The organism is Yonghaparkia sp. Soil809 (genome assembly GCF_001429705.1).
Lineage (GTDB): Bacteria > Actinomycetota > Actinomycetes > Actinomycetales > Microbacteriaceae > Microcella.
Window position 1 is genome coordinate 1,008,141 of record NZ_LMSV01000001.1, and the last position, 24,034, is coordinate 1,032,174.

At 72.5% G+C, this 24,034-nt stretch carries 27 protein-coding genes; 21 read left to right on the plus strand and 6 right to left on the minus strand.

The annotated features are described in order from the left end of the window. Positions 1-118: 118 nt before the first annotated feature. Positions 119-1,798 carry a murein biosynthesis integral membrane protein MurJ gene (gene murJ / locus ASG83_RS04900; RefSeq protein ID WP_235451367.1) on the minus strand — a complete coding sequence of 560 codons (1,680 nt, stop codon included), beginning with the start codon at positions 1,796-1,798 and terminating at the stop codon, positions 119-121. Next, the gene (locus ASG83_RS04905) at positions 1,795-3,960 is read right to left on the minus strand and encodes a DUF6049 family protein (protein ID WP_055857721.1); all 2,166 of its coding nucleotides are present in this window, start codon (positions 3,958-3,960) and stop codon (positions 1,795-1,797) included. The genes murJ and ASG83_RS04905 overlap by 4 nt, the downstream gene beginning before the upstream one ends. Before the next feature lie 26 nt (positions 3,961-3,986). Between ASG83_RS04905 and ASG83_RS04910 the strand changes: the two genes are divergently transcribed. The 8 genes from ASG83_RS04910 to ASG83_RS04945 all read left to right on the plus strand — a co-directional run bounded on the left by ASG83_RS04910 (position 3,987) and on the right by ASG83_RS04945 (position 10,016). Beyond that, on the plus strand, positions 3,987-5,429 hold the full coding sequence (locus ASG83_RS04910; RefSeq protein WP_055857723.1) for a CCA tRNA nucleotidyltransferase: 1,443 nt from the start codon (positions 3,987-3,989) through the stop codon (positions 5,427-5,429). A gap of 134 nt (positions 5,430-5,563) precedes the next feature. Then, positions 5,564-5,953, plus strand: coding sequence for a 30S ribosomal protein S6 (gene rpsF, locus ASG83_RS04915; RefSeq protein ID WP_055857725.1), 390 nt, complete (start codon positions 5,564-5,566; stop codon positions 5,951-5,953). 2 nt (positions 5,954-5,955) lie between these two features. Continuing rightward, complete coding sequence (locus ASG83_RS04920) at positions 5,956-6,471, plus strand: single-stranded DNA-binding protein (RefSeq protein WP_055857727.1); 516 nt, start codon at positions 5,956-5,958, stop codon at positions 6,469-6,471. 44 nt (positions 6,472-6,515) lie between these two features. Then, positions 6,516-6,776: a 30S ribosomal protein S18 gene (gene rpsR, locus ASG83_RS04925; protein ID WP_055857729.1), complete on the plus strand. Its 261-nt coding sequence runs from the start codon at positions 6,516-6,518 to the stop codon at positions 6,774-6,776. A gap of 10 nt (positions 6,777-6,786) precedes the next feature. Then, positions 6,787-7,239, plus strand: coding sequence for a 50S ribosomal protein L9 (rplI, locus tag ASG83_RS04930; RefSeq protein WP_055857731.1), 453 nt, complete (start codon positions 6,787-6,789; stop codon positions 7,237-7,239). Between the two features lie 472 nt (positions 7,240-7,711). Next, the gene (dnaB, locus tag ASG83_RS04935) at positions 7,712-9,118 is read left to right on the plus strand and encodes a replicative DNA helicase (protein ID WP_055857733.1); all 1,407 of its coding nucleotides are present in this window, start codon (positions 7,712-7,714) and stop codon (positions 9,116-9,118) included. Positions 9,119-9,216: 98 nt separating this feature from the next. Next, positions 9,217-9,780: a hypothetical protein gene (locus tag ASG83_RS04940; RefSeq protein ID WP_055857735.1), complete on the plus strand. Its 564-nt coding sequence runs from the start codon at positions 9,217-9,219 to the stop codon at positions 9,778-9,780. Beyond that, positions 9,777-10,016: a hypothetical protein gene (locus ASG83_RS04945; protein ID WP_055857737.1), complete on the plus strand. Its 240-nt coding sequence runs from the start codon at positions 9,777-9,779 to the stop codon at positions 10,014-10,016. The genes ASG83_RS04940 and ASG83_RS04945 overlap by 4 nt, the downstream gene beginning before the upstream one ends. A 70-nt stretch (positions 10,017-10,086) precedes the next feature. On the opposite strand, the gene purB is transcribed toward ASG83_RS04945, so the two are convergent. Next, positions 10,087-11,469 carry an adenylosuccinate lyase gene (purB, locus tag ASG83_RS04950; protein WP_055857740.1) on the minus strand — a complete coding sequence of 461 codons (1,383 nt, stop codon included), beginning with the start codon at positions 11,467-11,469 and terminating at the stop codon, positions 10,087-10,089. Beyond that, positions 11,466-11,993 carry a low molecular weight protein-tyrosine-phosphatase gene (locus ASG83_RS04955; protein ID WP_055857742.1) on the minus strand — a complete coding sequence of 176 codons (528 nt, stop codon included), beginning with the start codon at positions 11,991-11,993 and terminating at the stop codon, positions 11,466-11,468. Before ASG83_RS04955 ends, purB begins: the two co-directional genes overlap by 4 nt. 137 nt (positions 11,994-12,130) lie before the next feature. Between ASG83_RS04955 and ASG83_RS04960 the strand changes: the two genes are divergently transcribed. Beyond that, positions 12,131-12,457: a hypothetical protein gene (locus tag ASG83_RS04960; RefSeq protein WP_055857744.1), complete on the plus strand. Its 327-nt coding sequence runs from the start codon at positions 12,131-12,133 to the stop codon at positions 12,455-12,457. After that, positions 12,450-13,883, plus strand: coding sequence for a hypothetical protein (locus tag ASG83_RS04965; RefSeq protein WP_055857746.1), 1,434 nt, complete (start codon positions 12,450-12,452; stop codon positions 13,881-13,883). Before ASG83_RS04960 ends, ASG83_RS04965 begins: the two co-directional genes overlap by 8 nt. Here ASG83_RS04965 and ASG83_RS04970 read toward each other — a convergent pair. Further along, complete coding sequence (locus tag ASG83_RS04970) at positions 13,840-14,238, minus strand: phage holin family protein (RefSeq protein WP_055857748.1); 399 nt, start codon at positions 14,236-14,238, stop codon at positions 13,840-13,842. The genes ASG83_RS04965 and ASG83_RS04970 overlap by 44 nt on opposite strands. 133 nt (positions 14,239-14,371) lie before the next feature. Between ASG83_RS04970 and ASG83_RS04975 the strand changes: the two genes are divergently transcribed. The 4 genes from ASG83_RS04975 to ASG83_RS04990 all read left to right on the plus strand — a co-directional run bounded on the left by ASG83_RS04975 (position 14,372) and on the right by ASG83_RS04990 (position 19,085). Next, positions 14,372-15,400, plus strand: a complete 1,029-nt coding sequence (locus ASG83_RS04975; RefSeq protein WP_055859325.1) for a histidinol-phosphate transaminase — start codon at positions 14,372-14,374, stop codon at positions 15,398-15,400. A gap of 34 nt (positions 15,401-15,434) precedes the next feature. After that, entirely contained in the window at positions 15,435-16,550 is a 1,116-nt protein-coding gene (locus tag ASG83_RS04980; protein ID WP_055857750.1) for a thiamine pyrophosphate-dependent dehydrogenase E1 component subunit alpha, read from the plus strand. 122 nt (positions 16,551-16,672) lie between these two features. Continuing rightward, positions 16,673-17,638: an alpha-ketoacid dehydrogenase subunit beta gene (locus tag ASG83_RS04985; protein ID WP_055859328.1), complete on the plus strand. Its 966-nt coding sequence runs from the start codon at positions 16,673-16,675 to the stop codon at positions 17,636-17,638. 16 nt (positions 17,639-17,654) lie between these two features. Further along, positions 17,655-19,085, plus strand: coding sequence for a dihydrolipoamide acetyltransferase family protein (locus ASG83_RS04990; protein WP_055857751.1), 1,431 nt, complete (start codon positions 17,655-17,657; stop codon positions 19,083-19,085). On the opposite strand, the gene ASG83_RS04995 is transcribed toward ASG83_RS04990, so the two are convergent. Next, on the minus strand, positions 19,082-19,624 hold the full coding sequence (locus ASG83_RS04995) for a nitroreductase/quinone reductase family protein (protein ID WP_082599091.1): 543 nt from the start codon (positions 19,622-19,624) through the stop codon (positions 19,082-19,084). The genes ASG83_RS04990 and ASG83_RS04995 overlap by 4 nt on opposite strands. A 363-nt stretch (positions 19,625-19,987) precedes the next feature. Between ASG83_RS04995 and ASG83_RS05000 the strand changes: the two genes are divergently transcribed. The 7 genes from ASG83_RS05000 (at position 19,988) to rpsN (ending at position 23,942) form a co-directional block, all read left to right on the plus strand. Beyond that, positions 19,988-20,995 (plus strand): metal ABC transporter solute-binding protein, Zn/Mn family, encoded by a 1,008-nt coding sequence (locus ASG83_RS05000; RefSeq protein ID WP_055857753.1) that lies wholly within the window; start codon positions 19,988-19,990, stop codon positions 20,993-20,995. Continuing rightward, a complete protein-coding gene (locus ASG83_RS05005) occupies positions 20,992-21,810 on the plus strand; it encodes a metal ABC transporter ATP-binding protein (RefSeq protein ID WP_055857754.1) in 819 nt (272 codons plus the stop codon). Before ASG83_RS05000 ends, ASG83_RS05005 begins: the two co-directional genes overlap by 4 nt. Continuing rightward, positions 21,807-22,676 carry a metal ABC transporter permease gene (locus ASG83_RS05010; protein ID WP_055857756.1) on the plus strand — a complete coding sequence of 290 codons (870 nt, stop codon included), beginning with the start codon at positions 21,807-21,809 and terminating at the stop codon, positions 22,674-22,676. The genes ASG83_RS05005 and ASG83_RS05010 overlap by 4 nt, the downstream gene beginning before the upstream one ends. Then, a complete protein-coding gene (locus tag ASG83_RS05015; RefSeq protein ID WP_055857757.1) occupies positions 22,673-23,077 on the plus strand; it encodes a Fur family transcriptional regulator in 405 nt (134 codons plus the stop codon). Before ASG83_RS05010 ends, ASG83_RS05015 begins: the two co-directional genes overlap by 4 nt. A 152-nt stretch (positions 23,078-23,229) precedes the next feature. Next, complete coding sequence (rpmB, locus tag ASG83_RS05020) at positions 23,230-23,466, plus strand: 50S ribosomal protein L28 (protein ID WP_055857759.1); 237 nt, start codon at positions 23,230-23,232, stop codon at positions 23,464-23,466. After that, complete coding sequence (rpmG, locus tag ASG83_RS05025; protein WP_055857761.1) at positions 23,466-23,633, plus strand: 50S ribosomal protein L33; 168 nt, start codon at positions 23,466-23,468, stop codon at positions 23,631-23,633. The genes rpmB and rpmG overlap by 1 nt, the downstream gene beginning before the upstream one ends. A 3-nt stretch (positions 23,634-23,636) precedes the next feature. Further along, positions 23,637-23,942, plus strand: a complete 306-nt coding sequence (gene rpsN, locus ASG83_RS05030) for a 30S ribosomal protein S14 (protein WP_055857764.1) — start codon at positions 23,637-23,639, stop codon at positions 23,940-23,942. Positions 23,943-24,034: the final 92 nt, after the last annotated feature.

Sequence of the window (24,034 nt, forward strand, 5' to 3'; positions counted from 1 at the left end):
ACGAGGTGGGTGTCGGGCGGGTGCCGCTCCGACACGGGTGACAACCCATCCTAGGTCGGGGGTATTCCGGCGGTCGGCGCGTTCACCGGCCGTTCACGCGTGCCGACCCGGTCGCCCGTCAGCGCCCGAGCCGCCCGCGCACGAGCGCGAGCGTGCTGACCGCCTCCGGTACGCGCATCGCGAGCAGCGCTCCGCCGTAGGCCAGCACCATCGGCACGGCGATCGCGACGATGGTCACGATCGCTCCTCCGACGCTGGCGCGCGCGACGCCGTCTCCGACGAGACCGCCGCCGAGCGTGCCCAGGGCCGCGCCGATGCCGAGGCCGATGAGCAGCGCGGGAACGGCCGCGACGAGGAACTGCGTCATGCGCCGGGCGATGAGCGGAGCATCCAGGCCCCCCAGACGTCGGCGCAGGACGACGCCGCCGAGCACCATCTGGAAGGCCCCCGCCGCGGAGGTCACGAGGCCGAGCCCGGGGACGATCCACGCGGTCGGCAGCAGCGTGCACAGCAGCGCGCCCGTGATGAAGAACGCCGTGTGCGCCGCCTGCAGCCAGAACGCCGTGCGCGTGTCGTCGAGGGCGTAGAAGACGCGCTGCATGACGAAGTACACGCTGAAGGGCACGAGCCCGACGACGAACGCGATGAGCACGGTCGCGATCTCGTCGACGGCGTTCGCCGCGAAGAGGCGCGCGAACGGAACCGCGACGGCGATGAGCCCGATCGTCGCGAGCGTCATGAGCAGGCCCGTGATGCGGATCGCCTCGGTCGTGTCGATGCGCACGGCCTCGAGATCCTTGTCGCGCGCGTGGGCGCTCATGCGGGTCAGGTAGGCGGTCACGAGAGACACGACGACGACCGAGTGCGGAAGCATGAACAGCAGCCACGCCGTGCGCATGACCATGAGCGAGGCGTCGTCGGCCGTCGCGGCCTCCGAGGCCACGCGCGTCTGCACGATGCCGCCGATCTGCATCACGACGATCATCGCGAAGATCCAGCCGGCGGCGCGGCCGGTGGCGCCGAGGCCGACGCCGCGCCAGGTGAAGTCGGGCCGGTAGCGCAGGCCGGCCCGACGCCAGAAGAGCACGAGCACGAGCGCCTGGGCCGCGACGCCGAGGGTCGCCGACCCGCCGAGCACCGCGATCATCTCCGGCGTCCAGGCGGATGCCCGCGTCACGTCGGCGTCGAACATCGCGCCGAACGCGACGAGGCCCGCGACCGCGACCACGTTGTTGATCGCGGGCGCCCACGTGAACGGCCCGAACACGCGGCGCGCGTTGAGCACCTCGCCGAAGAGCGTGTACAGCGCGTAGAAGAGCACCTGCGGCAGGCACCAGTAGGCGAAGGCCGTCGCGAGGGCGATCTCCTCGCCCGTGAAGCCGCGACCGCCGCCGTCGGAGGAGGCGGCGTAGAGCGAGACGAGCAGCGGAGCGGCGAGCGTCGCGACGACCGCGGCGGCGAGGAACACCACGAGCCCGAGCGTCACGAGCCGGTTGATGAAGCGCTCGCCGCCGTCGTCGTGCACGCTCGCCCGCACGATCTGCGGCACCAGCACGGCGCTCAGCACTCCGCCCGCGACGATCGCGTAGATGTTGTTCGGCAGCTGGTTGGCGAGCGCGAAGGTGTTGGCGCCCGACCCGAGCGCACCGATCGTCGTCGTGAGCATGACCGCGCTGACGAAGCCGAGCAGGCGCGAGACGATCGTCCCGGAGGCGAGCACGAGGCTCGCACGACCGATGCCGCCGGAGCGGTCCTCCGGCACGTCGCCGGGCGCTCCCGGGCGGGGCTCGTCGGTCACGCCGCCTCCTCCTCGCCGCGCCGGGCGCGGAGCCGACGGCGGATGTCGCGCGAGAGGCCGAACGCGAGCAGCCCGCCCACGAGCACCGCCATGACGACGATCGCGGCGGTCTCCCACCCCGCCTGCAGGTTCAGCAGCACGCTCGTCGGCTGGCCGACGGTGCGGTCGGCGGCATCGCTGAGCGACACGGTGATGGGCACCTCGCCGTTGGTGAGCGACTGCACCGGGACGAGCGCGCGCGTCTGCGACTGCGGCTCGACGATCGTCTCGACGCGGCGATCCTCGACGAGCAGGCGACCCGTCGAGCTGTCGACGCGCACGAAGACCCGGATCGCCACGTCGAGCGCGTTCTGCACCGTGACGGGCAGGGACGTGCGGTCGGAGAGCAGCGTGATCGTGCTGCCCTCGACGATCTGCACGGACGAGCGCAGGTCCGCCGACGCCTCGACGTACCGATCGGCCGCAGCCGGCGCCTCCTCGTCCCAGCCGAGCGACAGGGCGGCGAGCAGCTCGAGGCGGCGCTCATCGGTGATGAGGGAGGGCTGGACGGCCACCTCGGCGAACGCGCGGTCCAGGGTCTCGGCGTCGAGCATCCGCCCGACGTCGACGAGTCGCTCCTCGGAGATGGTCGCGTCGACGACGCCGACCTCGGGGCCGGATGCGGCGCTCGCGGTCGCGAGGCCGCCTCCGCGCGCCCACGGCAGCGCCTCGATCGCGCCGAGGAGGTCGAGCAGGCGCAGCGAGTTGCCCAGCCGCTCGCGGTCCAGGGTGATGAACGGCACGACGGAGGCGTCGGCCGCGCTCGAGGCCGCGATGAGGGCCGAGACCTGCGCGGCGGCGCTCTGCCACTCCTGCTCGGTGGTCGCCGCGACGGCGGCGCGGGCGGCGCGGGAGAGGGCGTCGTCGCTGCGGAGGATCCGCAGGTCGCCGACCCGGGCGACGAGTCCGCGGCCGCCGTCGAGGTTGGCGCTGCCGACGATGGCGGTGCGCACGCCCGAGGCGGCGAGCACGCCGAGCGCGCTCGCGGTCGCCGTGCCCTCCTGCGGCCAGACGATGTCGGTGAGGTCGTGCGGCCAGGCGCTGAGCTCGGCGAGGGTCGGCGGCTCATCGCCCGGGTCGGGGGTCGCCGAGGGCGAGGCATCCGGGTCGCCGGGCGCGGCGGACGGGCTCGGATCGCCCCCGTCGCCTCCCCCGCTGGGGTCGGTACTGAGCACGCTCGGGTCGAGCGCCGCCCCCGCGCCCTCGACGGGCGGCAGCGGGATGCCGCGGGCGTGAGCCGTGGCGAGCGGATCCGCGTCGGCCCAGGCGAGCGCGAAGGTGTCGTTGGGCACGAGCGCGAGCCGGTCGAGGAACGCCGTCGCCGACTCGGGCGCGGTCGTGCCGAGGATGCGGATGGAGGCGATGATGCGCGGATCGACGCCGATCGCGACGGCGCGGCCGGCGACGGCGTCGAGCGTGCGGACGAGCAGCCCGCCGGGCGCGGTGAGCACGGCCAGATCCTCCGCCGGGATGACGGCGCCCTCGAAGCCGGGTGCGGTGAGGGGCACGGCGGCGACCACGGTGGCGGTCGGGGGCGTCGTGCCCTCCGGAACCCAGACGACGGCGGAGCGCGCGGCGCCGAGGACGCGGCCCTCCCCCTCCGCCGCGACCTCGATCACCCGTGGGCCCCAGGCGCCGGCGAAGCCCGCGGCGGCGGGCTCGACGCGCAGCTCGACCGCGGTGCTCGATCCGGGCTCGAGCGAGGCGATGGCCGCCGTCGCGACCGGGACGGGGCGGACATCCGCATCGCTCTCGCCGAACCAGGAGACGAGCGTCGCGGAGTCGGCGGGAGCGACGGCCGCGACGGCGAGGGTCACGGTGCCGGCGGGCGTCGCCGCGGTCGAGAGATTGGTGGCGACGACCCGCACCGCGAGAGGGGAGTCGGGCTCGACGATGCCCGAGCCGAGCGGGGCGACCGTGAGCTGCAGGCCGCTCGCGCTCGCGACGTCGCTCGTCGTCGCGAGAGTCGCGGAGGTCGACGGAGCCGGCACGGCGGAGGGGGCCGCGGCGGCCGGCGCGGCGGCGGTCGGACCCGCGAGCAGCAGCAGGAGGAGCGCGGAGAGCAGTGCGCGAAGCGGGGTCGCGGGCGCGGCAGAACCCCCTCGCTCCCGCTCGGCCGACATGCTCGGAAGTCTAGACTCTGGTGACTATGCAGAGCGTGGCGGAGGCCCTCGACCGGCTGCGGGCCCTGGCCGCCGCCGAGCCCCTGGCGACCCTCGCCGCGCGATTCGAGGCGGCCGGCCACGAGCTCGCCCTCGTCGGCGGTCCGGTGCGCGACGCCTTCCTCGGCCGCCCCGTCAACGATCTCGATCTCACGACGAGCGCGCGCCCCGACGACATCATCCGCATCGTCGCGCCCGTCGCGAGCGCCCACTGGGACATCGGGCGCGCGTTCGGCACGATTGGCGCCCGCATCGGGGCCGAGACGGTCGAGATCACGACCTACCGTTCCGACGCCTACGAGCTCGACTCGCGCAAGCCCGAGGTGGCGTTCGGCGACACCCTCGACGGCGACCTCGAGCGGCGCGACTTCACCGTCAACGCGATGGCGCTCCGCCTGCCCTCGCTCACGCTCGTCGACCCGAGCGGCGGATTCGACGACCTCCTCGGCGGCCGCCTGCGCACGCCGATCTCGCCCGAGCGCTCGTTCAGCGACGACCCGCTGCGCATGCTGCGGGCCGTGCGGTTCGCCGCGCAGCTGGGCCTCGATGTCGACGACGCGACCCTGCGGGCGATCGAGGGGATGCGCGATCGTCTCGGCATCATCTCGGCCGAGCGGGTGCGCGACGAGCTCGTCAAGCTGCTCTCGACCTCCGCCCCGCGTCGCGGTCTCGAGCTGCTCGTCGCGACGGGCCTCGCCGAGCTCGTGCTGCCCGAGCTGCCGGCGCTCAAGCTCGAGGTCGACGAGCACGCTCACCACAAGGACGTCTACGAGCACTCGCTCACGGTGCTCGACCAGGCGATCGAGCTCGAGGTCTCGCGCGGTGCGGGGGCGGATGCTCCCGCCGACGTCGTGCTGCGCCTCGCGGCCCTCCTCCACGACATCGGCAAGCCCGCGACGAAGAAGGTCGAGCCGGGCGGGGCCGTGACCTTCCATCACCACGACGTCGTCGGGGCGAAGCTCGCCCGCAAGCGCCTCACGGCACTGCGCTTCGACAAGGAGACGATCGTCGCCGTCTCGCGGCTCATCGAGCTGCACCTGCGCTTCTTCGGCTACAGCGACGCCCCGTGGACGGACTCGGGCGTCCGCCGCTACGTGCGCGATGCGGATGCCCTGCTCGAGCGCCTCCACATCCTCACGCGCGCCGACGTCACCACCCGCAACCGCCGCAAGGCCGCGCGCCTCCGCGGAGCGTACGACGAGCTCGAGGCGCGCATCGCCGCGCTCGCCGAGCAGGAGGAGCTCGCGGCGATCCGCCCCGACCTGGACGGCGAGCAGGTCATGGCGATCCTCGACGTCCGGCCGGGCCCCGTCGTCGGCGAGGCCTACCGATTCCTGCTGGAGATGCGGCTGGACGAGGGGCCCCTGGGGGCGGAGGAGGCCGAGCGACGACTGCGGGCGTGGTGGCAGGAGCGCGGCGGCGCGTCCTGAACTGGCGCCGGTCATCCGTCATCGACTACGCTGTGCAGGTTGCCCGGAGCCCTGTCTCCAGCGGGTGACTGATGCCATACCCTCCTGCTGCAGATCGTCTGCAGCCGTTCGAGTCCGAAGGAGGTGGGTGAGTCATGCATCAGTACGAAATGATGGTGATCCTCGACCCCGAGATCGACGAGCGCACTGTCGCTCCGAGCCTCGACAAGTTCCTCAACGTCATCCGCAATGACGGTGGGAACATCGAGAACGTCGATATCTGGGGCCGTCGTCGCCTCGCATACGAGATCCAGAAGAAGACCGAGGGCATCTACGCCGTCGTCAACTTCACCGCGAACCCCGCGGCCACGCAGGAGCTCGACCGCCAGCTGAAGCTCAGCGAAGCGGTCATGCGCACCAAGGTGCTGCGTGCCGAGGAGGCCGTCGCTCGCGTCGCCGCCTTCGAGGCGAAGGCCGCGGAGAAGGCCGCGTCCAAGTCCGCGCGCGACGCCGCCAAGGCCGCCGCGCCCAAGGCCGCGGAGTAGTCGTGGCCGGCGAGACGATCATCACCGTCGTCGGCAACCTGACCGCCGACCCCGAGCTGCGCTACACGCAGAACGGGCTCGCAGTGGCGAACTTCACCATCGCGTCCACCCCCCGCACGTTCGACCGTCAGGCGAACGAGTGGAAGGACGGCGAGGCGCTGTTCCTGCGCGCGAGCGTGTGGCGTGAGTTCGCCGAGCACGTCGCCTCATCGCTGACGAAGGGCTCGCGCGTCATCGCGCAGGGTCGCCTGAAGCAGCGGTCGTACGAGACGAAGGAAGGCGAGAAGCGCACGAGCATCGAGCTCGAGGTCGACGAGATCGGCCCGAGCCTGCGCTACGCCACCGCTCAGATCACCCGCACGTCGGGTGGTTCGGGCGGAGCCATGGGCGGAGGCCGCGGCGGCAGCGCCCAGGTCGCCGACGAGCCGTGGGGCGCTCCGGCGCAGAGCTCCGGCTCCTCCAACGCCGGGGACGTGTGGAACACGCCCGGCTCCTTCTCCGACGACACCCCGTTCTGATCCGGTCCGACGACCGGCAGCTGATTTCGTAAAGGACAACCACTATGGCTGGCAAGAGCAGCGGCGACCGCCGCAAGCCTCGCGGCGGCAAGGGCGCGAAGAACGCCGCCCCCGCGAAGGCGATCAAGGTTGGCATCATCGACTACAAGGATGTCGCCACCCTCCGCAAGTTCATCTCCGAGCGCGGGAAGATCCGTGCTCGCCGAATCACCGGTGTCTCCGTGCAGGAGCAGCGCCTCATCGCCCGCGCCGTCAAGAACGCGCGCGAGATGGCTCTGCTTCCGTACGCCGGCGCTGGCCGCTAAGGGGGCCGTGATGTCGAAGCTCATCCTCACGCAGGAGGTCACCGGTCTCGGTGCCCCCGGCGACGTCGTCGAGGTCAAGAACGGGTACGCCCGCAACTACCTCATCCCCCAGGGCTACGCCGTGGCGTGGACCCGCGGTGGCGAGAAGCAGGTGGACCAGATCAAGGCCGCCCGCAGCGCCCGCGAGCACGCCACGATCGAAGAGGCCCAGGACCTCAAGGCCCGCCTCGAGGCCAACCCCGTCAAGCTCGCCGTCAAGGCGGGCGCCGAGGGCCGGCTGTTCGGCTCGGTGAAGACCGCTGACGTGGCCGCGGCCGTCGAGAAGGCCGGCATCGGCTCGATCGACAAGCGACTCGTCGAGCTCGTCTCGCCGATCAAGTCGGTCGGCACGCACGAGGCGATCCTCAAGCTCCGCGACGGCATCGTCGCGACGATCACCCTCCAGGTGGTCGCCGCGAAGTAGTCGCGAGCGCGCAACGGCAGCGCCCCCGGGGTCTCGATCCCGGGGGCGCTTCGTCGTCCCGCGGCTCCCGGTCAGGCCGCGCCTTAGCGGGTCGGCGGCGGTCTGCGCAAGAGCTTCGAGCGTCGTTCTGTGCACAGGTGAGCATTCAGAACGGCAACCCTGAAGCGGCACTTGAACCCTGTTTCCCCACACATGGTGTGGAAACAGAAAACCCAGGCCATCGCCGCTTTCTGCGCGAAGCAATGCGGGAATGCCACAGATCTGTCCACAGGCTGTGCACACGGTCCCCGGCGTTTCTCGACTGCTCTCCACATCGTTATCCACAGGGCCGGTTGAGGGTCGCGCTCGGCCGTCCCTAGGGTGAGGCCGTATCCCGCCGCGCACGCAGCCCGTCGCGTGTCATCGCTCCGCTGTCAGTGGTCGGCGGTACACCTGAAGCACTCAGCGATCCGCTCGCAGATTAGGAGGCCCTGTGTCCCTCGCGCACATCGGCAGCGCCCTCGACGCTCGAGGCGGCTCCGACAACCGCGGGTCCGACAGCCGGGGCTCAGACGGCCGTCACTCCGAGCGCACGCCGCCGCACGACCTCCTCGCCGAGCAGAGCGCGATCGGCGGCATGCTCCTCAGCAAGGACGCCACCGCCGACGTCATCGAGGTCGTCCGGGGCATCGACTTCTACATCCCCAAGCACGAGGTCATCTTCGAGGCGATCCTCACGCTGTACTCGCGCGGCGAGCCGACCGACGTGATCGCGGTGACGGACGAGCTCACGAAGGCGGGCGACCTCTCGCGAGCCGGCGGCGCCGACTACCTGCACACCCTCACCGGCATCGTGCCCACCGCCGCCAACGCCGGCTTCTACGCCTCGCTCGTCGCCGAGAAGGCGGTCCTCCGCCGCCTCGTCGACGCCGGCACGCGCATCGTGCAGATGGGCTACGCGAGCGAGGGCGAGGTGACCGACCTCGTGAACAACGCCCAGGCCGAGATCTACGCCGTCGCCGGCGGCACGCAGTCGGAGGACTACGTGCCCCTCACCGAGGCCGTCAACGAGGCGATCGACGAGATCGAGGCCGCGCGCGGCCGCGACGGCTCGATGACGGGCGTGCCGACGGGCTTCGCCGACCTCGACGCGCTCACGAACGGCCTCCACGCCGGCCAGCTGATCCTCATCGCCGCGCGCCCCGCCCTCGGAAAGTCGACGGTCGCCCTCGACTTCGCTCGCGCGGCCGCCATCAAGCACAACCACCCGACCGTGTTCTTCTCGCTCGAGATGGGGCGCAGCGAGATCGCGATGCGCCTGCTGTCGGCGGAGGCCTCCGTGCCGCTGCACGCGATGCGCAAGGGCACGCTCGAGTCGCGCGACTGGACGACGATCGCGTCGACCCGCGGGCGCATCAACGACGCCCCCCTCTACATCGACGACAGCCCCAACATGACCCTGGTCGAGATCCGCGCCAAGTGCCGACGCCTCAAGCAGACCGTCGGGCTCAAGATGGTCATCATCGACTACCTGCAGCTCATGACGAGCGGCAAGCGCGTCGAGAGCCGCCAGCAGGAGGTCAGCGAGTTCTCGCGGGCGCTCAAGCTCATGGCGAAGGAGCTCCAGGTTCCCGTCGTCGCCCTCTCGCAGCTCAACCGAGGCCCCGAGCAGCGCGCCGACAAGAAACCCGCCCTGAGCGACCTGCGCGAGTCCGGCTCGCTCGAGCAGGACGCCGACATGGTGATCCTCCTCCACCGCGAGAGCGCCTACGAGAAGGAGAACCCGCGCGCGGGCGAGGCCGACTTCATCGTCGCCAAGCACCGCAACGGCCCGACCGACACCATCACGGTCGGCTTCCACGGGCACTTCTCGCGCTTCGCCGACATGCCGCGGGTCTAGAGCAGGCGCCCTCAGCCCGTTCCCCGCGGGCGCGGCGTTCGCTCGGCCGCCGCGCCGTAGGCTGGGGCCGACCACTCGCTCCTCGCCGGAAGGACCCCATGGCGTCGGCCGCCTCCCCCGAACCGCGCGCGATCGCCCGCGCCGTCCTGCTGCGCGCCGCGCCGCTCCTCATCGCGGGCCTCGTGATCACCTTCACCGCGGACCACTCCCCGCGCCTGGGCCTCCTCGCGCTCGGGCTGCTCGGCGCCGCCCTCGGCGCCGCCGTCGGCCTTCCCGCGCTCGGGCTCCCCCGCGACGAGCCGCTCCGCGGCTTGCACGCGATGCTCGCCGGCCTCGCCCTCGTGACCGGAGCGCTCGCGCTGCTGCGACTCGACGCCGGCCTGCCCTTCCTGCTGGTGATCGCTGGCGGGTGGGCCGTGCTCTCGGGCGCGGTCGAGCTCGTGTGGGGCATCCGCCACCGCACCCACCACCCGTTCGCTCGCGACGCGATCGTCGTCGGCGGCGCCACGCTCGTCCTCGCCGTCGTCCTCGCGATCGTGGCCGACTCGATCTCGGCCGTCGGGTTCCTCGGCGCCTACGCGATCCTCGTCGGCGTCTTCCTCGTCATCGCCGCGCTCAGCCTCACCCGGGGCGCCTCGCAGAAGGAGCACTCCCCGTCATGACCGAACCCCGTCGTCGCGAGCGCCTGCGCCCCGCCGAGCTCCTCGGCTTCGCCGGCATCATCGCCCTCTTCGCCGGGGGCACGATCTTCGCCGTCACGCGCGACCTCGCCTTCGCCGCGATCGTGCTCGGCGCGACCTTCGTCATCGACCTCATCGCGATCTCGATGCTCATGCTCGCGATCACGCCCAACAAGCCGATGGACGGCGAGCTGCCGCCGGACACCCCGCACGACTGACGGGTCGCGATCGCGAACCGGCGCGCTCACCGCGCGACCGGCGACGGATGCCCGCTGACCGTGTCCCGCGTCAGCGCGCGACGCGACGGGCCAGCTCGCCCGCGACGCCCACGTAGCTCGCCGGGGTGAGCTCGCGCAGCCGCGCCTTCGCGGCGTCGGAGATGTCGAGGCCGTCGACGAACGCCCGCAGCTCCTCGCCGCCGACGCGGTGGCCCCGCGTGAGCTCCTTGAGCATGGCGTACGGGTCCGCGATCGAGCTGCGCCCGGCGGTCACCTCGGCGCGGATGACGGTCTGGATCGCCTCGCCGAGCACCTCCCAGTTGCCGTCGAGATCGCGCGCCAGGGCATCCCGATCGAGATCGATCTCGCCGAGACCCTTGAGGATGTTGTCGAGCGCGAGCATCGAGTGCCCCAGGCCGACGCCGATGTTGCGCTGCGCCGACGAGTCGGTGAGGTCGCGCTGCAGGCGGGAGGTCACGAGCGTCGCGGCGAGCGAGTCGAGCACGGCGGCCGACAGCTCGAGGTTCGCCTCGGCGTTCTCGAACCGGATCGGGTTGATCTTGTGCGGCATCGTCGACGAGCCCGTCGCGCCCGGCTGCGGGATCTGCCGGAAGTAGCCCATCGAGATGTACGTCCACACGTCGGTGCAGAGGTTGTGCAGCACGCGGCCGACGTGCGCGACGCGGCTGTAGAGCTGGGCCTGCCAGTCGTGCGACTCGATCTGCGTCGTGAGCGGGTTCCAGGTGAGGCCGAGGCCCTCGACGAAGGCCCGTGAGGTCGCGACCCAGTCGTGGTCGGGGTCGGCGGCGAGGTGCGCCGAGAACGTTCCGGTCGCGCCGGAGAACTTGCCGAGGTACTCGATCTCGTCGATCGAGGCGAGGAGGCGCTCGAGGCGGTGCACGGTGACGGCGAGCTCCTTGCCCATCGTCGTCGGCGTCGCCGGCTGGCCGTGGGTGTGCGCGAGCATCGGCTCGTCGGCGAAGGCGAGCGCCCGCTCGCGCAGGGCGTCGACGACGAGGCGCGCCCGGGGCATCCACACGTCGACGATCGCCGCGCGCACCGTGAGGGCGTAGGAGAGGTTGTTGATGTCCTCGCTCGTGCAGGCGAAGTGGGTGAGCTCGGCGATCGACTCGAGGCCGAGCGCGGCGAGGCGATCGCGCACGTGGTACTCGACGGCCTTGACGTCGTGCCGGGTGACGGCCTCGCGGCGCGCGAGGGAGTCGATGTCGTCCTGCCCGAAGCCCGTGACGAGCTCGCGCAGGCTCGCCTTCTGCTCATCGGTCAGGCGCGCCGCCTCGAACAGACCGGCATCGGTGAGGTGGATGAGCCACTCGACCTCGACCTGGATGCGCGCGCGATTGAGCCCGGCCTCCGAGAGGTGCTCGCCGAGCGCGGCGACCTGGTCGCGGTAGCGGCCGTCGAGCGGGCTGAGGGGCTGCGGGGCGAGACTCATGGGGCTCCCTGTCGGATTCCGGGTTCGAGTTGGCGGAACAGAGCGGTGCACGCCCGCTCGATCATGCCGAGCACCGTGTCGAACATCGCGGCGTCGGAGTAGTACGGGTCGGGCACGTCCAGCTGCGCCTCGTTGTGGGCGGGGTCGAACGACATCAGCAGGTGGACCTTGCTGCGCGCGTCGTCGTCGGGCGCCCAGGTCTTGAGGATCCGCTCGTGCGTGCGGTCGAAGGCGATGATGAGGTCGAGGTCGGTGAACCAGCGGCTCTCGAACTGGCGCGCGCGGTGCACGTCGCCCTCGTAGCCGCGCGCGCGGAGGGCCGCGAGCGTGCGCGGGTCGCTCGACTCGCCCACGTGCCACTCGCCCGTGCCCGCGGAGCGCACCGAGACCAGGTGCTCCCAGCCGCGCTTGCGAATGAGCTCCTTGAACACGGCCTCCGCCATGGGCGAGCGGCAGATGTTGCCGGTGCACACGAAGCAGATGCGGAACACGCCGGGCACGCCGAGGTCCCGGTCGAAGCTCATGCCCCCATCATCCCCCACTTCCTGCTCCTCCACAGCCCGCGTGACGGCGAGGGGATGCCCCGATCGCGCCCGCGACGCCGCCGCGGACGGGCGCCTCCCGCATCCTGATGACCCCCACGAGTCGAAGGAGGGCCCCCGTGGCGCACCCGCCCCTGCCGAACGCCGATCCGAACGCCGCGCAGCTGACCGCTCAGGCGGCCGAGCTGCGGCATCGCGAGCTCGTCGTCCACGCCGTCGCCGCGCAGGTCGAGACGGTCATGTCGCTCGTGGGCGCGACCGCCCACGACGACCAGTGGCGCGGCCCCGCGGCGCGGGCCTACGCGCGCGCCGTGGAGGGCCGCCTGCGCGGACTCGTCGACGCTCGCCGATCGCTCGATCTCGCCTCGCAGGCCCTCGCCTTCGCCCGCATGGAGGCCGAGCGACGGGCGGCGACGAGCGCGCTCCCGGGGGCGGGCAATGGCTGACGCGCTGCTGATCGGCGGGGGCGGCTCGACCGCCGTCGCCTCGGAGCACCTGCTCGTCTCGCTCGAACGGCTGCGCCGGAGCTCGGTGACGTGCGCGACCGCGGCGCGGCGGCTCGACCCGCTCACCGCGGCGACGCCCGGCGACCGCTGGAACGGCACGGGCGCGGAGCTCGCGCAGGCCGCCGCGGCGCTGGGTCGCGAGTCCGAGGCTCTGGAGCTGCTCGGCGGCGCCCTCCGCACGGCCGTCGACGGCTACGGGTGGGCCGAGTCCCGCGCGCGCTCGTGGCTCGAGGGCGCCATCGCGCCCGTCGCCTCGACCGTCGGCTTCCTCGCCGGGCGCCTCGGGCTGAGCCTCCTGCCCTCCGTCCTTCCCGTGGTCGCCCTCGCAGCGGGTGCGTGGATGCTCCTGCCGGCCTCCTCGCGCGACTCGCTGTCGCGCAGCTCGACGGCGGGGGTCGAGCGGTTCGCCGGCACGCTCCTCGACTCCCCCGCCACCACCGAGGCGCTGCGCCTGCTCGCCACCTCCGTCGACGACGCCGTGCTCGGGGCGCTCGGCGTGCCTCCGGCGATGCTCGCCGCGTACCGCGCCAGCGGGTCGGGGTCGGTGGCGCGCACGGCGGGCGCGGTGCTCGGCGTCGGCCTGCTCTCCGGCGACCGCGGCCGAGCCCCCGCCGCCGTGGCGCGGGCCGCGCCGCCGGTCGCCGTCGCCGCGCCCCTCGGCATCGCCGATCGCGTGGCCCGCATCCCCGACTCCGCCCAGCCCGTGCGCATCGAGCGCTACCCGGCGCCGGGCGGCGACCGCTTCGAGGTCTACATCGCCGGCACGGCGGGCTCCGCGGCCGACGGATCACCGCTCGTCGAGGGCGGCGAGCATCCGTGGGACATGTCGAGCAACATCGCCCTCATCGCCGAGCACGACTCCTCCTCGCTGCAGGCGGTGAGGCAGGCGCTCGCCGACGCGGGCGCGGGTCCGACATCGCCCGTGGTCTTCACGGGCTACTCGCAGGGCGCGGCGATCGCGACACTCATGGCCGAGTCGGGGGAGTACGCGACCTCCGGCCTCGTCACCGTCGGCGCGCCGACCGGGGGGATTCCCGTCACGGGCGACTACCCCGCGGTGGTGGTCGCCCACGACGACGATCCCGTCACCGCGCTGGGCGGCCCGCAGGAGATCACCAACGCCGTCGTCGTGACGGCCCCGAGGGGCGAGGGGTGGCGCGAGGGCGACCCGGTGCTCGCGGGCCACGCGATCGACGCCTACCGCGAGACCGCGGCCCGCGTCGACGCCTCGGGTGCACCGCTGCTCAGCGAGACCATCGCGCGGCTGCCCGACGGCCGCGACGGAGCGACGGGCGACGCGCTCAGCTACACCGCGCGCCGGCTCAGCGGTTGCGACCCACGATCGGGCGCAGGAGGACTCCGATGAGCCAGCTCAGGAGTCCGAGCACGACCGCGCCGAGCACGCCCCACCAGAAGCCGTCGACCGAGAGGCCGAAGCCGATCAGGTCGGAGATCCAGGCGACGAGCAGCAGGAGGAGCGCGTTCACGACGAGAGCGATGAGACCGAGCGTGAGCAGATACACGGGGAAGGCGACGATGCGGATGAAGTTGCCGATGACCGCGTTGACGACGCCGAAGATGAGACCCACCAGCAGGTACGTCAGCACGGTGGCGAGCGTGTCGTCCGGCGCGTACGACTCGACCGAGACGCCCGCGACGATGAGCGTGGTGAGCCAGAGGGCCACCGAGTTGATGATCAGGCGCACGACGAATCGCTTCATGAGCCCACTATGCCCCGCGCGGCCGCCCCTCGCCAGCAGGAACGGGCCGCCCGCGCCGTATCCTGACAGCGTGACCGAGCCCGCGCCGACCGTCCCCGCGCCGACCGTGCGCCTGCGCCCCGAGATCGTCGCGATGCAGCCCTACCGCCAGGGTCGCCCGGCGGCCGCCGACGCGTTCAAGCTCTCCAGCAACGAGAACCCCGCCCCGCCGCATCCGGCCGTCCTCGCCGCGATCGCCGAGGCGGCCGCCACGACCAATCGGTACCCGGATGCGACGGCGCTCGCCGTCCGGGAGCGCCTCGCCGCACGCCACAGGGTCACCGCCGACGAGATCATCGTCGGCGCCGGATCCGTCAGCATCCTCGCCCAGCTCATCTCCGCGGCGGCCGGCGCGGGCGACGAGGTCGTCCACGCCTGGCGCAGCTTCGAGGCCTACCCCGGCCTCATCACGGTCGCCGGCGCCGTCGGCGTGCCCGTGGCGCTCGACGAGAACGCGCGGCACGATCTGACCGCGATGGCCGCGGCCGTCACCGATCGCACGCGGCTCGTGATCGTCTGCAGCCCGAACAACCCGACCGGCCCCGCGGTCGGCGCCGACGAGTTCGAGCGCTTCATGGCCGCCGTGCCCGCCGACCTCCTCGTGCTCCTCGACGAGGCGTACGCCGAGTTCGTCCGGGCCGACGGGGCCGTCGACGGCGCGTGCCTCGTGCGCCGCTGGCCCAACCTCGTCATCCTCCGCACCTTCTCCAAGGCCTACGGTCTCGCCGGCCTCCGCATCGGCTACGCGATCGCCGATCGCCCGATCATCGACGCCGCCCGCGCGACGCAGATCCCGCTCTCCGTCACCGGCGCCGCGCAGGCGGCCGTCCTCGCCGCGCTCGACCACGAGGACGAGCTGCTCGGCCACGTCGCCGAGCTCGCCGACCGCCGCGACGAGGTCGTGACCGCGTTGCGCGCGCAGGGCTGGGCGATCCCGCAGAGCGAGGGCAACTTCGTGTGGCTCGCGACGGGCGAGCGCACGGCCGCGGTCGCCGAGCTCCTGGCCGAGGCCGGCATCATCGCCCGCGCCTTCCCTCCGGAGGGCATCCGCGTCTCGATCGGCGAAGCCGGATCTGTCGCCACCCTCCTGCGGATCGCGGGCGAGGTTGTCCGCACCCTCTGAGCGGGTGCCCCAGCCCGCGCCTAGAGTGGACTCCATGTCGCACACGGCCGAGACCCTGCAGCTCCTCGCGCCCGACGGCCGACTCGTCGACAGCGAGCGCGCCGAGCGGTACCGGCCCGTCGTCGACGGCCTCGACGAGAGCCTGCTGCAGAGCTTCCACCGGACGATGACGGTCATCCGCGCCTTCGACATCGAGGCCGGCAACCTGCAGCGCCAGGGCCAGCTCGCGCTGTGGATCCCGAGCCTCGGGCAGGAGGCCGCGCAGGTCGGCTCCGGCTACGCCGCCCGCCCGCAGGACCACATCTTCCCCGCCTACCGCGAGCACGCCGTCGGCCACATCCGCGGCCTCGACGTCGTGCAGATCATCGCCATGCTCCGCGGCCTCAGCCACGGCGGCTGGGTGCCGGAGGAGGTCGGCAACTTCCACCTCTACACGCTCGTCATCGGGTCGCAGACCCTGCACGCGACCGGCTACGCGATGGGCGTGCAGTTCGACGGGCTCGTCGGCACCGGCGACGAGACCCGCGACACCGCCGTCATGGTCTACTTCGGCGACGGCGCCACGAGCCAGGGCGACGTCAACGAAGCCTTCGTCTTCGCGCAGAGCTACGCCACGCCCCAGGTGTTCTTCCTGCAGAACAACCACTGGGCGATCTCGGTGCCCGTGAGCGTGCAGTCGCGCACGCCCCTCTTCCACCGACCGGCCGGGTTCGGCATCCCGAGCGTGCAGATCGACGGCAACGACGTGCTCGCGAGCTACGCGGTGACCCTCGAGAGCCTCGATGCCGCGCGCTCCGGTGAGGGGCCGCGCTTCATCGAGGCGCTCACCTACCGGATGGGCGCGCACACCACGAGCGACGACCCCACCAAGTACCGCGCCGACGACGAGGTCGAGTCGTGGCGCCGCCGCGACCCGATCGCTCGCTTCGAGACCTACTTGCGGGGCCGCGGCGCGAGTGAGCAGTTCTTCGCCGAGGTCGCCGCCGAGGCCGCCGACTTCGCCGCCGACGCCCGCCGCCGCACCCTCGCCCTCGAGCCGCCGACGGCCGAGTCGATGTTCGCCCACGTCTACAGCGAGCAGCACCCGGTGATGGATACCCAGCGCGAGTGGCTGCGCAGCTACGAGGCCGCCTTCGGAGGAGACGCATGACCGACACGCTCGACGCCTCCGCCGCCGTGAGCACGACGACGAGCGCGACCGCGCACGCGACCGGCGGCGACGCGGCCGGCGCGAGCGCGGCATCCCTCATCACCGGCGGCGGCGTGCGCACGATGCCGATGGCGAAGGCGCTCAACGCCGGCCTCGCGTCCGCCCTCGCGGCCGACGAGAAGGTTCTGCTCATGGGGGAGGACATCGGGCCGCTCGGCGGCGTCTTCCGCGTGACCGAGAATCTGCAGCGCGACTTCGGCGCGCACCGCGTCATCGACACCCCGCTCGCGGAGTCGGGCATCATCGGCACCGCGATCGGGCTCGCGATGCGCGGCTACCGGCCGGTGTGCGAGATCCAGTTCGACGGCTTCATCTTCCCCGGCTTCGACCAGATCACGACCCAGCTCGCGAAGCTCACCGCGCGGCACGAGGGCTCGCTGCGCATGCCCGTCGTGATCCGGGTGCCGTACGGCGGGCACATCGGCGCCGTCGAGCACCACCAGGAGAGCCCCGAGGCCTACTTCGCCCACACCCCGGGCCTGCGCCTCGTGAGCCCGGCGACGCCGCACGACGCGTACTGGATGATCCAGGAGGCGATCGCGAGCGACGACCCCGTGCTGTTCTTCGAGCCGAAGAGTCGCTACTGGCCCAAGGGGCCCGTCGACCTCGACGCCTCGGGGCTGGCCCTCCACGCCAGCCGCATCGTGCGCCGCGGCACCGACGTCACCGTCGTCGGCCACGGGGCGATGGTGAGCATGCTGCTCGACGCGGCGGCGCTCGCCGAAGAGGAGGGCACGAGCATCGAGGTCGTCGACCTCCGCTCGCTGAGCCCGATCGACTACGAGCCCCTGCTGGAGTCGGTGCGCCGCACCGGCCGCCTCGTCGTCGCGCAGGAGGCGCCCGGCGGCGTGAGCGTCGGCAGCGAGATCGCCGCGACGGTCTCCGAGCGCGCGTTCTTCTCGCTCGAGGCCCCGGTCATCCGCGTCTCGGGCTTCGACACGCCCTTCCCGCCCGCGAAGCTCGAGGGCGCCTACCTCCCCGACGTCGACCGCATCCTCGACGGCGTCGACCGCGCTCTCTCGTACTGATCAGCCAGGAGTCACCATGAGCGTTTCCGAGTTCCCGCTCCCCGACGTCGGCGAGGGTCTGACCGAGGCCGAGATCGTGTCGTGGCGCGTGCGGCCGGGCGAGACCATCACGGTCAACCAGGTGCTGTGCGAGATCGAGACCGCGAAGTCGCTCGTCGAGCTGCCGAGCCCGTTCGCGGGCACCGTCGACGCCCTCCTCGTCGCCGAGGGGCAGACCGTCGAGGTCGGCACCCCCATCGTGCGCGTCCGCGATGGGGCGGATGCCCCCGCCGACGCCGCGCCGTCCGCGGGCTCCGCGGCTCGGCCCGACGGCGCGGCCTCCTCTGCCGCAGCCCCGGCCGCCGCTCCGTCCGCCGCGCGCGCCGAGGAGGTATCGGCCGCCGCGACCGACACCGCCGAGAGCATCGACCACGACGAGAAGCCCGGAGCCGTGCTCGTCGGGTACGGAGCGAAGGGCCACGTGGCGTCCCGCCGCCGGCGCGCGGGCTCGGGCGGTGACGCGGGCGGGCGCCACGAGCGCGACGCCGCGACGAGCGCCGTGGCATCCCGCCCCGCCCCCTCGCCCTTCGTGCCGGCCGCCTCGGCCGGGCCGGTGATCGCGAAGCCGCCGATCCGAAAGCTCGCGAAGGATCTCGGCGTCGACCTGGCGACCGTCCAGCCGACCGGCCTCGCGGGCGAGATCACCCGCGACGACGTCATCCGCCAGGCGTCGCAGGCGAGCGTGTTCCGCAACATCCAGACGCCCGAGTGGCCGGAGGTGCGCGAGGAGCGCATCCCCGTCAAGGGCGTGCGCAAGGCCATCGCGCAGGGCATGGTGCGCAGCGCCTTTACCGCCCCGCACGTGAGCATCTTCGTCGACGTCGACGCCACCCGCACGATGGAGTTCGTCAAGCGCCTCAAGGCGAGCCCCGACTTCGCGGGCATCAAGGTCTCGCCGATGCTCATCATGGCGAAGGCCATGATCTGGGCCGTGCGCCGCAACCCGACGGTCAACTCGACGTGGACGGACGAGGAGATCATCGTCCACCACTTCGTCAACTTCGGCTTCGCCGCCGCGACGCCGCGCGGGCTCGTCGTGCCGAACGTCAAGAACGCCCAGGCGATGAGCCTGCGCGAGCTCGCGCAGGCGATCGAGCAGCTCACGATCACGGCCCGCGATGGGCGCCTGCAGCCCGCCGACATGGCCGACGGCACCATCACGGTGACGAACATCGGCGTCTTCGGCATGGACACCGGCACGCCCATCCTCAACCCCGGCGAGGTCGCGATCGTCGCGCTCGGCACGATCAAGCAGAAGCCGTGGGTCGTCGACGGCGAGGTGCGTCCGCGCTTCGTCACGACGCTCGGGGCGTCGTTCGATCACCGCGTCGTCGACGGGGATGTCGCGAGCCGCTTCCTCGCGGACGTCGCGAGCGTGATCGAGGAGCCGGCGCTCCTGCTCGACTAGCTCCCGGGCTCCGAGCCGGCCTCCGAGCCGGCCTCCGAGCCGGCCTCCCCGACCGTCCGCGCGCGGGCCTCCGTGTCGGGTCGCGCGTCCCGCTGAGGCTCGGGCTCGAGCAGCACGAGCGGGATCGTGCGCCGCGTTCGCCGCTGATAGGCGGCGTATCCGCTGTAGGCGCGCACGGCGAGCGGCCACAGCCGTGCCCGCTCGGTGTCGTTCGCGGTGCGGGCGCGATACGGCATCGCATCGCCGCCCGCGGCCGAGGCGACGCCGACCTCGGGGTCGGCGACGAGGTTGAGGTACCACGACGGCATGAGGTCGTCCCCGCCGCGCGAGGCCACGACGACGAGCGTCTCGCCCGCCTCCGTGGTCTCGACGACGGGGACGGTGAGGATGGCCCGGCGCTCCGCGCCGGACTTCCGGCCGCGCGTCACGAGCTCGATCACGCGCATGCGCCCGAGCGAGGCGCCGACCCGGCCGCCGGTGAGGCGCAGCACGACGCGGTGGAGCCCGGTCATCGCGAGCATGGCCAGACGATTCGACATGGAGCGCAGGGTAGCCGCGCCGCCGGGGAGCCCGCCGAGCCCGCCCGGTCGGGCCCGCCCGCTCCGCCCCGCCCGCTCCGCCCCGCCCGCTCCGGCCTGCCCGCTCCGCCCTGGCGAGCCCGCCTCCGGGCCCGCACTCCGCCGGACCGCGACGGCGTGCACGTTCTCCGGAGATCCGGCGCCGCGTGCCGGCAGCGCCGGGGTGCCCTGCCGCGTCGCGACCGGATCTCCGGAGAACGTGCACGCGGGGCGGGCGCCGGGCACGCCGAGCCACCTCCCGTATCGACACCCGCCTCGACACTCGAGCGATCCTTATTGAGAATCGTTTTGACAACCGTTCTCAGTAAGTCCTAGCATCGGCTCATGCCCGCGCTCCGCCGCTCCGTCCCCGCGCTCCTCGTCGCGTCCGCCGCAGGTCTCGCGCTCACGGGCTGCGCCGCACCGGCCCCGACCGGCTCGACCGAGGGGCTCTCGATCGTCGCCTCGACGAACGTCTACGGCGACATCGCCGCGGCCATCGTGGGCGACCTCGCGAGCGTGACGAGCATCATCGACTCCCCCGCGCAGGACCCGCACAGCTACGAGGCGAGCGCGCAGGACCAGCTCGCGATCGCCGGCGCCGACCTCGTCATCGAGAACGGCGGCGGCTACGACCCCTTCATCGACCTGCTCCTGGAGGGCTCGGGCGCCGACGCCGCCGTCATCACGGCCGCGACGATCGCCGGGATCGATGACGACCACGGCCACGGCGACGCGGCCCACGCCGGCGAGGAGGCCGACGCCTCCGCAGACGCGCACGCCGAGGACGAGCACGCCGACGGCGCCGACCACGCCCACGTCGAGGGCGTCAACGAGCACGTCTGGTACGACATCCACGTCATGGAGGAGGTCGCCGCCGCGATCGCGACCGAGCTCGCCGACCTCGACTCCGACAACGCCGCGGTCTACGAGCAGAACCTCACGGCGTGGATGACCGAGCTCGAGGCGCTCGCGACCGAGCTCGATGAGGCCGCGGCGGCCCTGGGCGGGGGCTCGATCGCCGCGACCGAGCCCGTCCCGTACTACCTCCTCGCCGAGCTCGGCTTCGACGACGAGACGCCCGAGCAGTTCTCCGAGGCGATCGAGGAGGGCGCCGACGTGCCCCCGCTCGCCCTCCAGCAGACGCTCGACCTAATCGGCTCGGGCGAGGTCGTCCTGCTCGCCTACAACGACCAGACGGCGAGCCCAGAGACCGAGCGCGTGCGCGAGGCGGCCGGCGCCGCCGGGATCCCCGTGGTCTCGTTCGTCGAGACCCTGCCGGACGAGGAGGACTACATCTCGTGGATGCGCGCGAACATCGAGAGAGTCGTCGGAGCGCTGAGCCCCGCATGACGACTCCGACCCCGTCGACCGATCTCGCCCCGGTGCTCAGCATCCGCGGCGGGGCGCTCGCGTTCGGCGCCCGCACCCTCTGGAGCGGCCTCGACCTCGAGGTGCGCGCGGGCGAGTTCATCGCGGTGCTCGGCGCGAACGGCACGGGCAAGACGAGCCTGCTCAAGGCCATGCTCGGCGAGCAGCGGCTCGCGGCCGGCGAGGTGCTCGTGGACGGGCATCCGGCGCATCGGGGTCACCGGCGCATCGGCTACATCCCCCAGCAGAAGATCGTCGCGCCGGGCACCCCGCTGCGCGGGCGCGATCTGGTGATGCTCGGCGTCAACGGCCACCGCTACGGCCCGCCGATCACGACGCGCGCCGACCGCAAACGGGTGGATGCCCTCCTCGCCGCCGTCGGAGCCGCCCACTACGCCGACCAGCCCCTCGGCAGCCTCTCGGGCGGCGAGCAGCAGCGGCTGCGCGTGGCCCAGTCGCTCGCCGACGACCCTGCGCTGCTGCTGTGCGACGAGCCGCTCATGAGTCTCGACCTGCACCACCAGCGGGGGGTGAGCGAGCTCATCGATGCGCGCCGCCGGGATCACGCGACCGCGGTCGTGTTCGTCACGCACGACGTGAACCCCGTCCTCGGCATGGTCGATCGCGTGCTCTACCTCGCCCACGGCGCCTTCACGATCGGCGCGCCCGACGAGGTGCTGCGCAGCGACGTGCTGAGCGGGCTGTACGGCACGCCTGTCGACGTGATCCGCACCCACGGCCGCGTCGTCGTCGTGGGTGCTCCCGAGGGCGATCACCACCACGAGGTGGTCGCATGATCACGGTCGACTGGGCCACGTACGCGCAGCTGCTCGGGCTCGTGCAGAACTCGATCATCGCCGCGGCCGTGCTCGGCGTCGTCGGCGGCCTCATCGGCGTCTTCGTCATGCAGCGCGACATGGCCTTCGCCGTCCACGGCATCAGCGAGCTGTCGTTCGCGGGTGCGGCGGCGGCGCTGCTGCTCGGCGTCAACGTCGTCGCCGGATCGATCGTGGGCTCGCTCATCGCGGCCGCGATCATCGGGGTCCTCGGCGCGCGGGCCCGCGAGCGCAACTCGATCATCGGCGTGCTCATGCCCTTCGGCCTCGGCCTCGGCATCCTCTTCCTCGCCCTCTACCCGGGGCGCAGCGGCAACAAGTTCGGCCTGCTGACCGGTCAGATCATCAGCGTCGATCTGCCGCAGCTGGGGCTCCTGCTCGCCCTCAGCGTCGTCGTGCTCGTCGCTCTCGTCATCATCTGGCGCCCGCTCGCCTTCGACAGCCTCGACCCGGAGGTGGCGAGCGCGCGCGGCGTGCCCGGCCGCACCCTCAGCATCGTTTTCATGGTCCTGCTGGGTCTGACGGTCGCGGTCTCGGTGCAGGTGATCGGCGCCCTGCTGGTGCTCGCCCTGCTCGTCACGCCCGCCGCCGCGGCGCTGCGCGTCTCGGCCTCGCCGGTGCTCGTGCCGCTCCTCAGCATGGTCTTCGGGCTCGTCTCCGCCGTCGGCGGGATCCTGCTCGCGCTCGGCGGCTCGCTGCCGATCAGCCCATACATCACGACGATCTCGTTCGCGATCTACCTCGTGTGCCGGCTGCTCGAGCGCCGCCTGAAGGGCGGCGCCAGCCGGCGCCCGCGCACGCCGGCGCTCGCCGAGGTGGCGCGGTGAAGCGCAACACCTGGCAGAAGGAGGCCGTGCGCTCGGCGCTCGGCGATGCGGGCGGCTTCGTCAGCGCGCAGGCCCTGCACGCGGCCCTGCGGGAGTCGGGCTCGACGATCGCGCTCGCGACGGTCTACCGCGCCCTCACGGGCCTCACCGACGAGGGCGAGGCCGACAGCCTGCAGCAGGAGGGCGAGGTGCTCTACCGCGCCTGCACCCCGGGCAGCCACCACCATCACCTGATCTGCCGGCGCTGCGGCACGACCGTCGAGATCGAGGCCCAGCCGGTCGAGGAGTGGGCGCGCCGCACGGCGGCCGAGCACGGCTTCACGCGCGCCGAGCACGTCGTCGACATCTTCGGCGTGTGCGCGCGCTGCTCCGACTTGGCCGATCGGGCATCCAGGCCGTAAGCTGGGCGATTGTGTCGGGCGATCATTCGCCCTTCCTGTGCGCTCTCCGCCCCGTTCACCCGCTACTCGAACGGAACAGGCGGTGTCAGCGTGCCGACAAGTGACCTTGGGTGCGGCGCTCGCCGCACGGTAGCCGAATATTTGGAGGAACCATGGCAGCCGTCTGCCAGGTGACCGGAGCCGTTCCCGGCTTCGGGCACAACATCTCGCACTCGCACCGGCGCACCAAGCGCCGGTTCGACCCGAACATCCAGAAGAAGACGTACTTCGTGCCGTCGCTCCGCCGGAATGTCACGCTGACGCTGTCGGCCAAGGGCATCAAGGTCATCGACGCGCGCGGCATCGAGTCCGTGGTCAAGGACCTCCTGGCCCGTGGGGAGAAGATCTAATGGCCAAGCAGCAGGACGTCCGTCCCATCATCAAGCTCCGGTCGACCGCCGGCACCGGGTACACCTACGTGACCCGCAAGAACCGCCGCAACGACCCCGACCGCCTCGTGCTGAAGAAGTACGACCCGGTCATCCGCAAGCACGTCGAATTCCGCGAGGAGCGCTAAGAAATGGCGAAGAAGAGCAAGATCGCGCGCAACGAGCAGCGCAAGGTCATCGTCGAGCGCTACGCCGCGAAGCGCCTCGAGCTGAAGAAGGCCCTGGTCGACCCCAACGGCACCGACGAGTCGCGCGAGGCCGCGCGCCAGGGCTTGCAGAAGCTGCCCCGCGACGCCTCGCCCGTGCGCGTCCGCAACCGCGACGCCGTCGACGGTCGCCCCCGCGGTCACCTCAAGCAGTACGGCATCTCGCGCGTCCGCTTCCGCGACATGGCGCACCGCGGCGAGCTGCCCGGCATCACGAAGTCGAGCTGGTAACCGGCTCACCCGCCGCGTCGTCGGCAGCGAAAGGCGTCCCGCTCGCGGGGCGCCTTTCGTGCTTTTCCCAGCCAGGAGCGCCCGATCGGGCT

What these genes read in the sequence shown, in the direction of transcription:
- ASG83_RS04995 (WP_082599091.1), bottom strand. Translation starts at nt 19,624, where the DNA reads ATGTCGAATCGTCTGGCCATGCTCGCGATGACCGGGCTCCACCGCGTC.
- ASG83_RS05005 (WP_055857754.1), top strand. Translation starts at nt 20,992, where the DNA reads ATGACGACTCCGACCCCGTCGACCGATCTCGCCCCGGTGCTCAGCATC.
- ASG83_RS04905 (WP_055857721.1), bottom strand. Translation starts at nt 3,960, where the DNA reads ATGTCGGCCGAGCGGGAGCGAGGGGGTTCTGCCGCGCCCGCGACCCCG.
- ASG83_RS04955 (WP_055857742.1), bottom strand. Translation starts at nt 11,993, where the DNA reads ATGAGCTTCGACCGGGACCTCGGCGTGCCCGGCGTGTTCCGCATCTGC.
- rpmB (WP_055857759.1), top strand. Translation starts at nt 23,230, where the DNA reads ATGGCAGCCGTCTGCCAGGTGACCGGAGCCGTTCCCGGCTTCGGGCAC.
- ASG83_RS04965 (WP_055857746.1), top strand. Translation starts at nt 12,450, where the DNA reads ATGGCTGACGCGCTGCTGATCGGCGGGGGCGGCTCGACCGCCGTCGCC.
- ASG83_RS05000 (WP_055857753.1), top strand. Translation starts at nt 19,988, where the DNA reads ATGCCCGCGCTCCGCCGCTCCGTCCCCGCGCTCCTCGTCGCGTCCGCC.
- ASG83_RS04980 (WP_055857750.1), top strand. Translation starts at nt 15,435, where the DNA reads ATGTCGCACACGGCCGAGACCCTGCAGCTCCTCGCGCCCGACGGCCGA.
- ASG83_RS04970 (WP_055857748.1), bottom strand. Translation starts at nt 14,238, where the DNA reads ATGAAGCGATTCGTCGTGCGCCTGATCATCAACTCGGTGGCCCTCTGG.
- rpsR (WP_055857729.1), top strand. Translation starts at nt 6,516, where the DNA reads ATGGCTGGCAAGAGCAGCGGCGACCGCCGCAAGCCTCGCGGCGGCAAG.
- ASG83_RS04910 (WP_055857723.1), top strand. Translation starts at nt 3,987, where the DNA reads ATGCAGAGCGTGGCGGAGGCCCTCGACCGGCTGCGGGCCCTGGCCGCC.
- ASG83_RS04945 (WP_055857737.1), top strand. Translation starts at nt 9,777, where the DNA reads ATGACCGAACCCCGTCGTCGCGAGCGCCTGCGCCCCGCCGAGCTCCTC.
- ASG83_RS04940 (WP_055857735.1), top strand. Translation starts at nt 9,217, where the DNA reads ATGGCGTCGGCCGCCTCCCCCGAACCGCGCGCGATCGCCCGCGCCGTC.
- ASG83_RS04985 (WP_055859328.1), top strand. Translation starts at nt 16,673, where the DNA reads ATGCCGATGGCGAAGGCGCTCAACGCCGGCCTCGCGTCCGCCCTCGCG.
- ASG83_RS04975 (WP_055859325.1), top strand. Translation starts at nt 14,372, where the DNA reads ATGCAGCCCTACCGCCAGGGTCGCCCGGCGGCCGCCGACGCGTTCAAG.
- rpsF (WP_055857725.1), top strand. Translation starts at nt 5,564, where the DNA reads ATGCATCAGTACGAAATGATGGTGATCCTCGACCCCGAGATCGACGAG.
- rpmG (WP_055857761.1), top strand. Translation starts at nt 23,466, where the DNA reads ATGGCCAAGCAGCAGGACGTCCGTCCCATCATCAAGCTCCGGTCGACC.
- purB (WP_055857740.1), bottom strand. Translation starts at nt 11,469, where the DNA reads ATGAGTCTCGCCCCGCAGCCCCTCAGCCCGCTCGACGGCCGCTACCGC.
- ASG83_RS04990 (WP_055857751.1), top strand. Translation starts at nt 17,655, where the DNA reads ATGAGCGTTTCCGAGTTCCCGCTCCCCGACGTCGGCGAGGGTCTGACC.
- rpsN (WP_055857764.1), top strand. Translation starts at nt 23,637, where the DNA reads ATGGCGAAGAAGAGCAAGATCGCGCGCAACGAGCAGCGCAAGGTCATC.
- rplI (WP_055857731.1), top strand. Translation starts at nt 6,787, where the DNA reads ATGTCGAAGCTCATCCTCACGCAGGAGGTCACCGGTCTCGGTGCCCCC.
- ASG83_RS05010 (WP_055857756.1), top strand. Translation starts at nt 21,807, where the DNA reads ATGATCACGGTCGACTGGGCCACGTACGCGCAGCTGCTCGGGCTCGTG.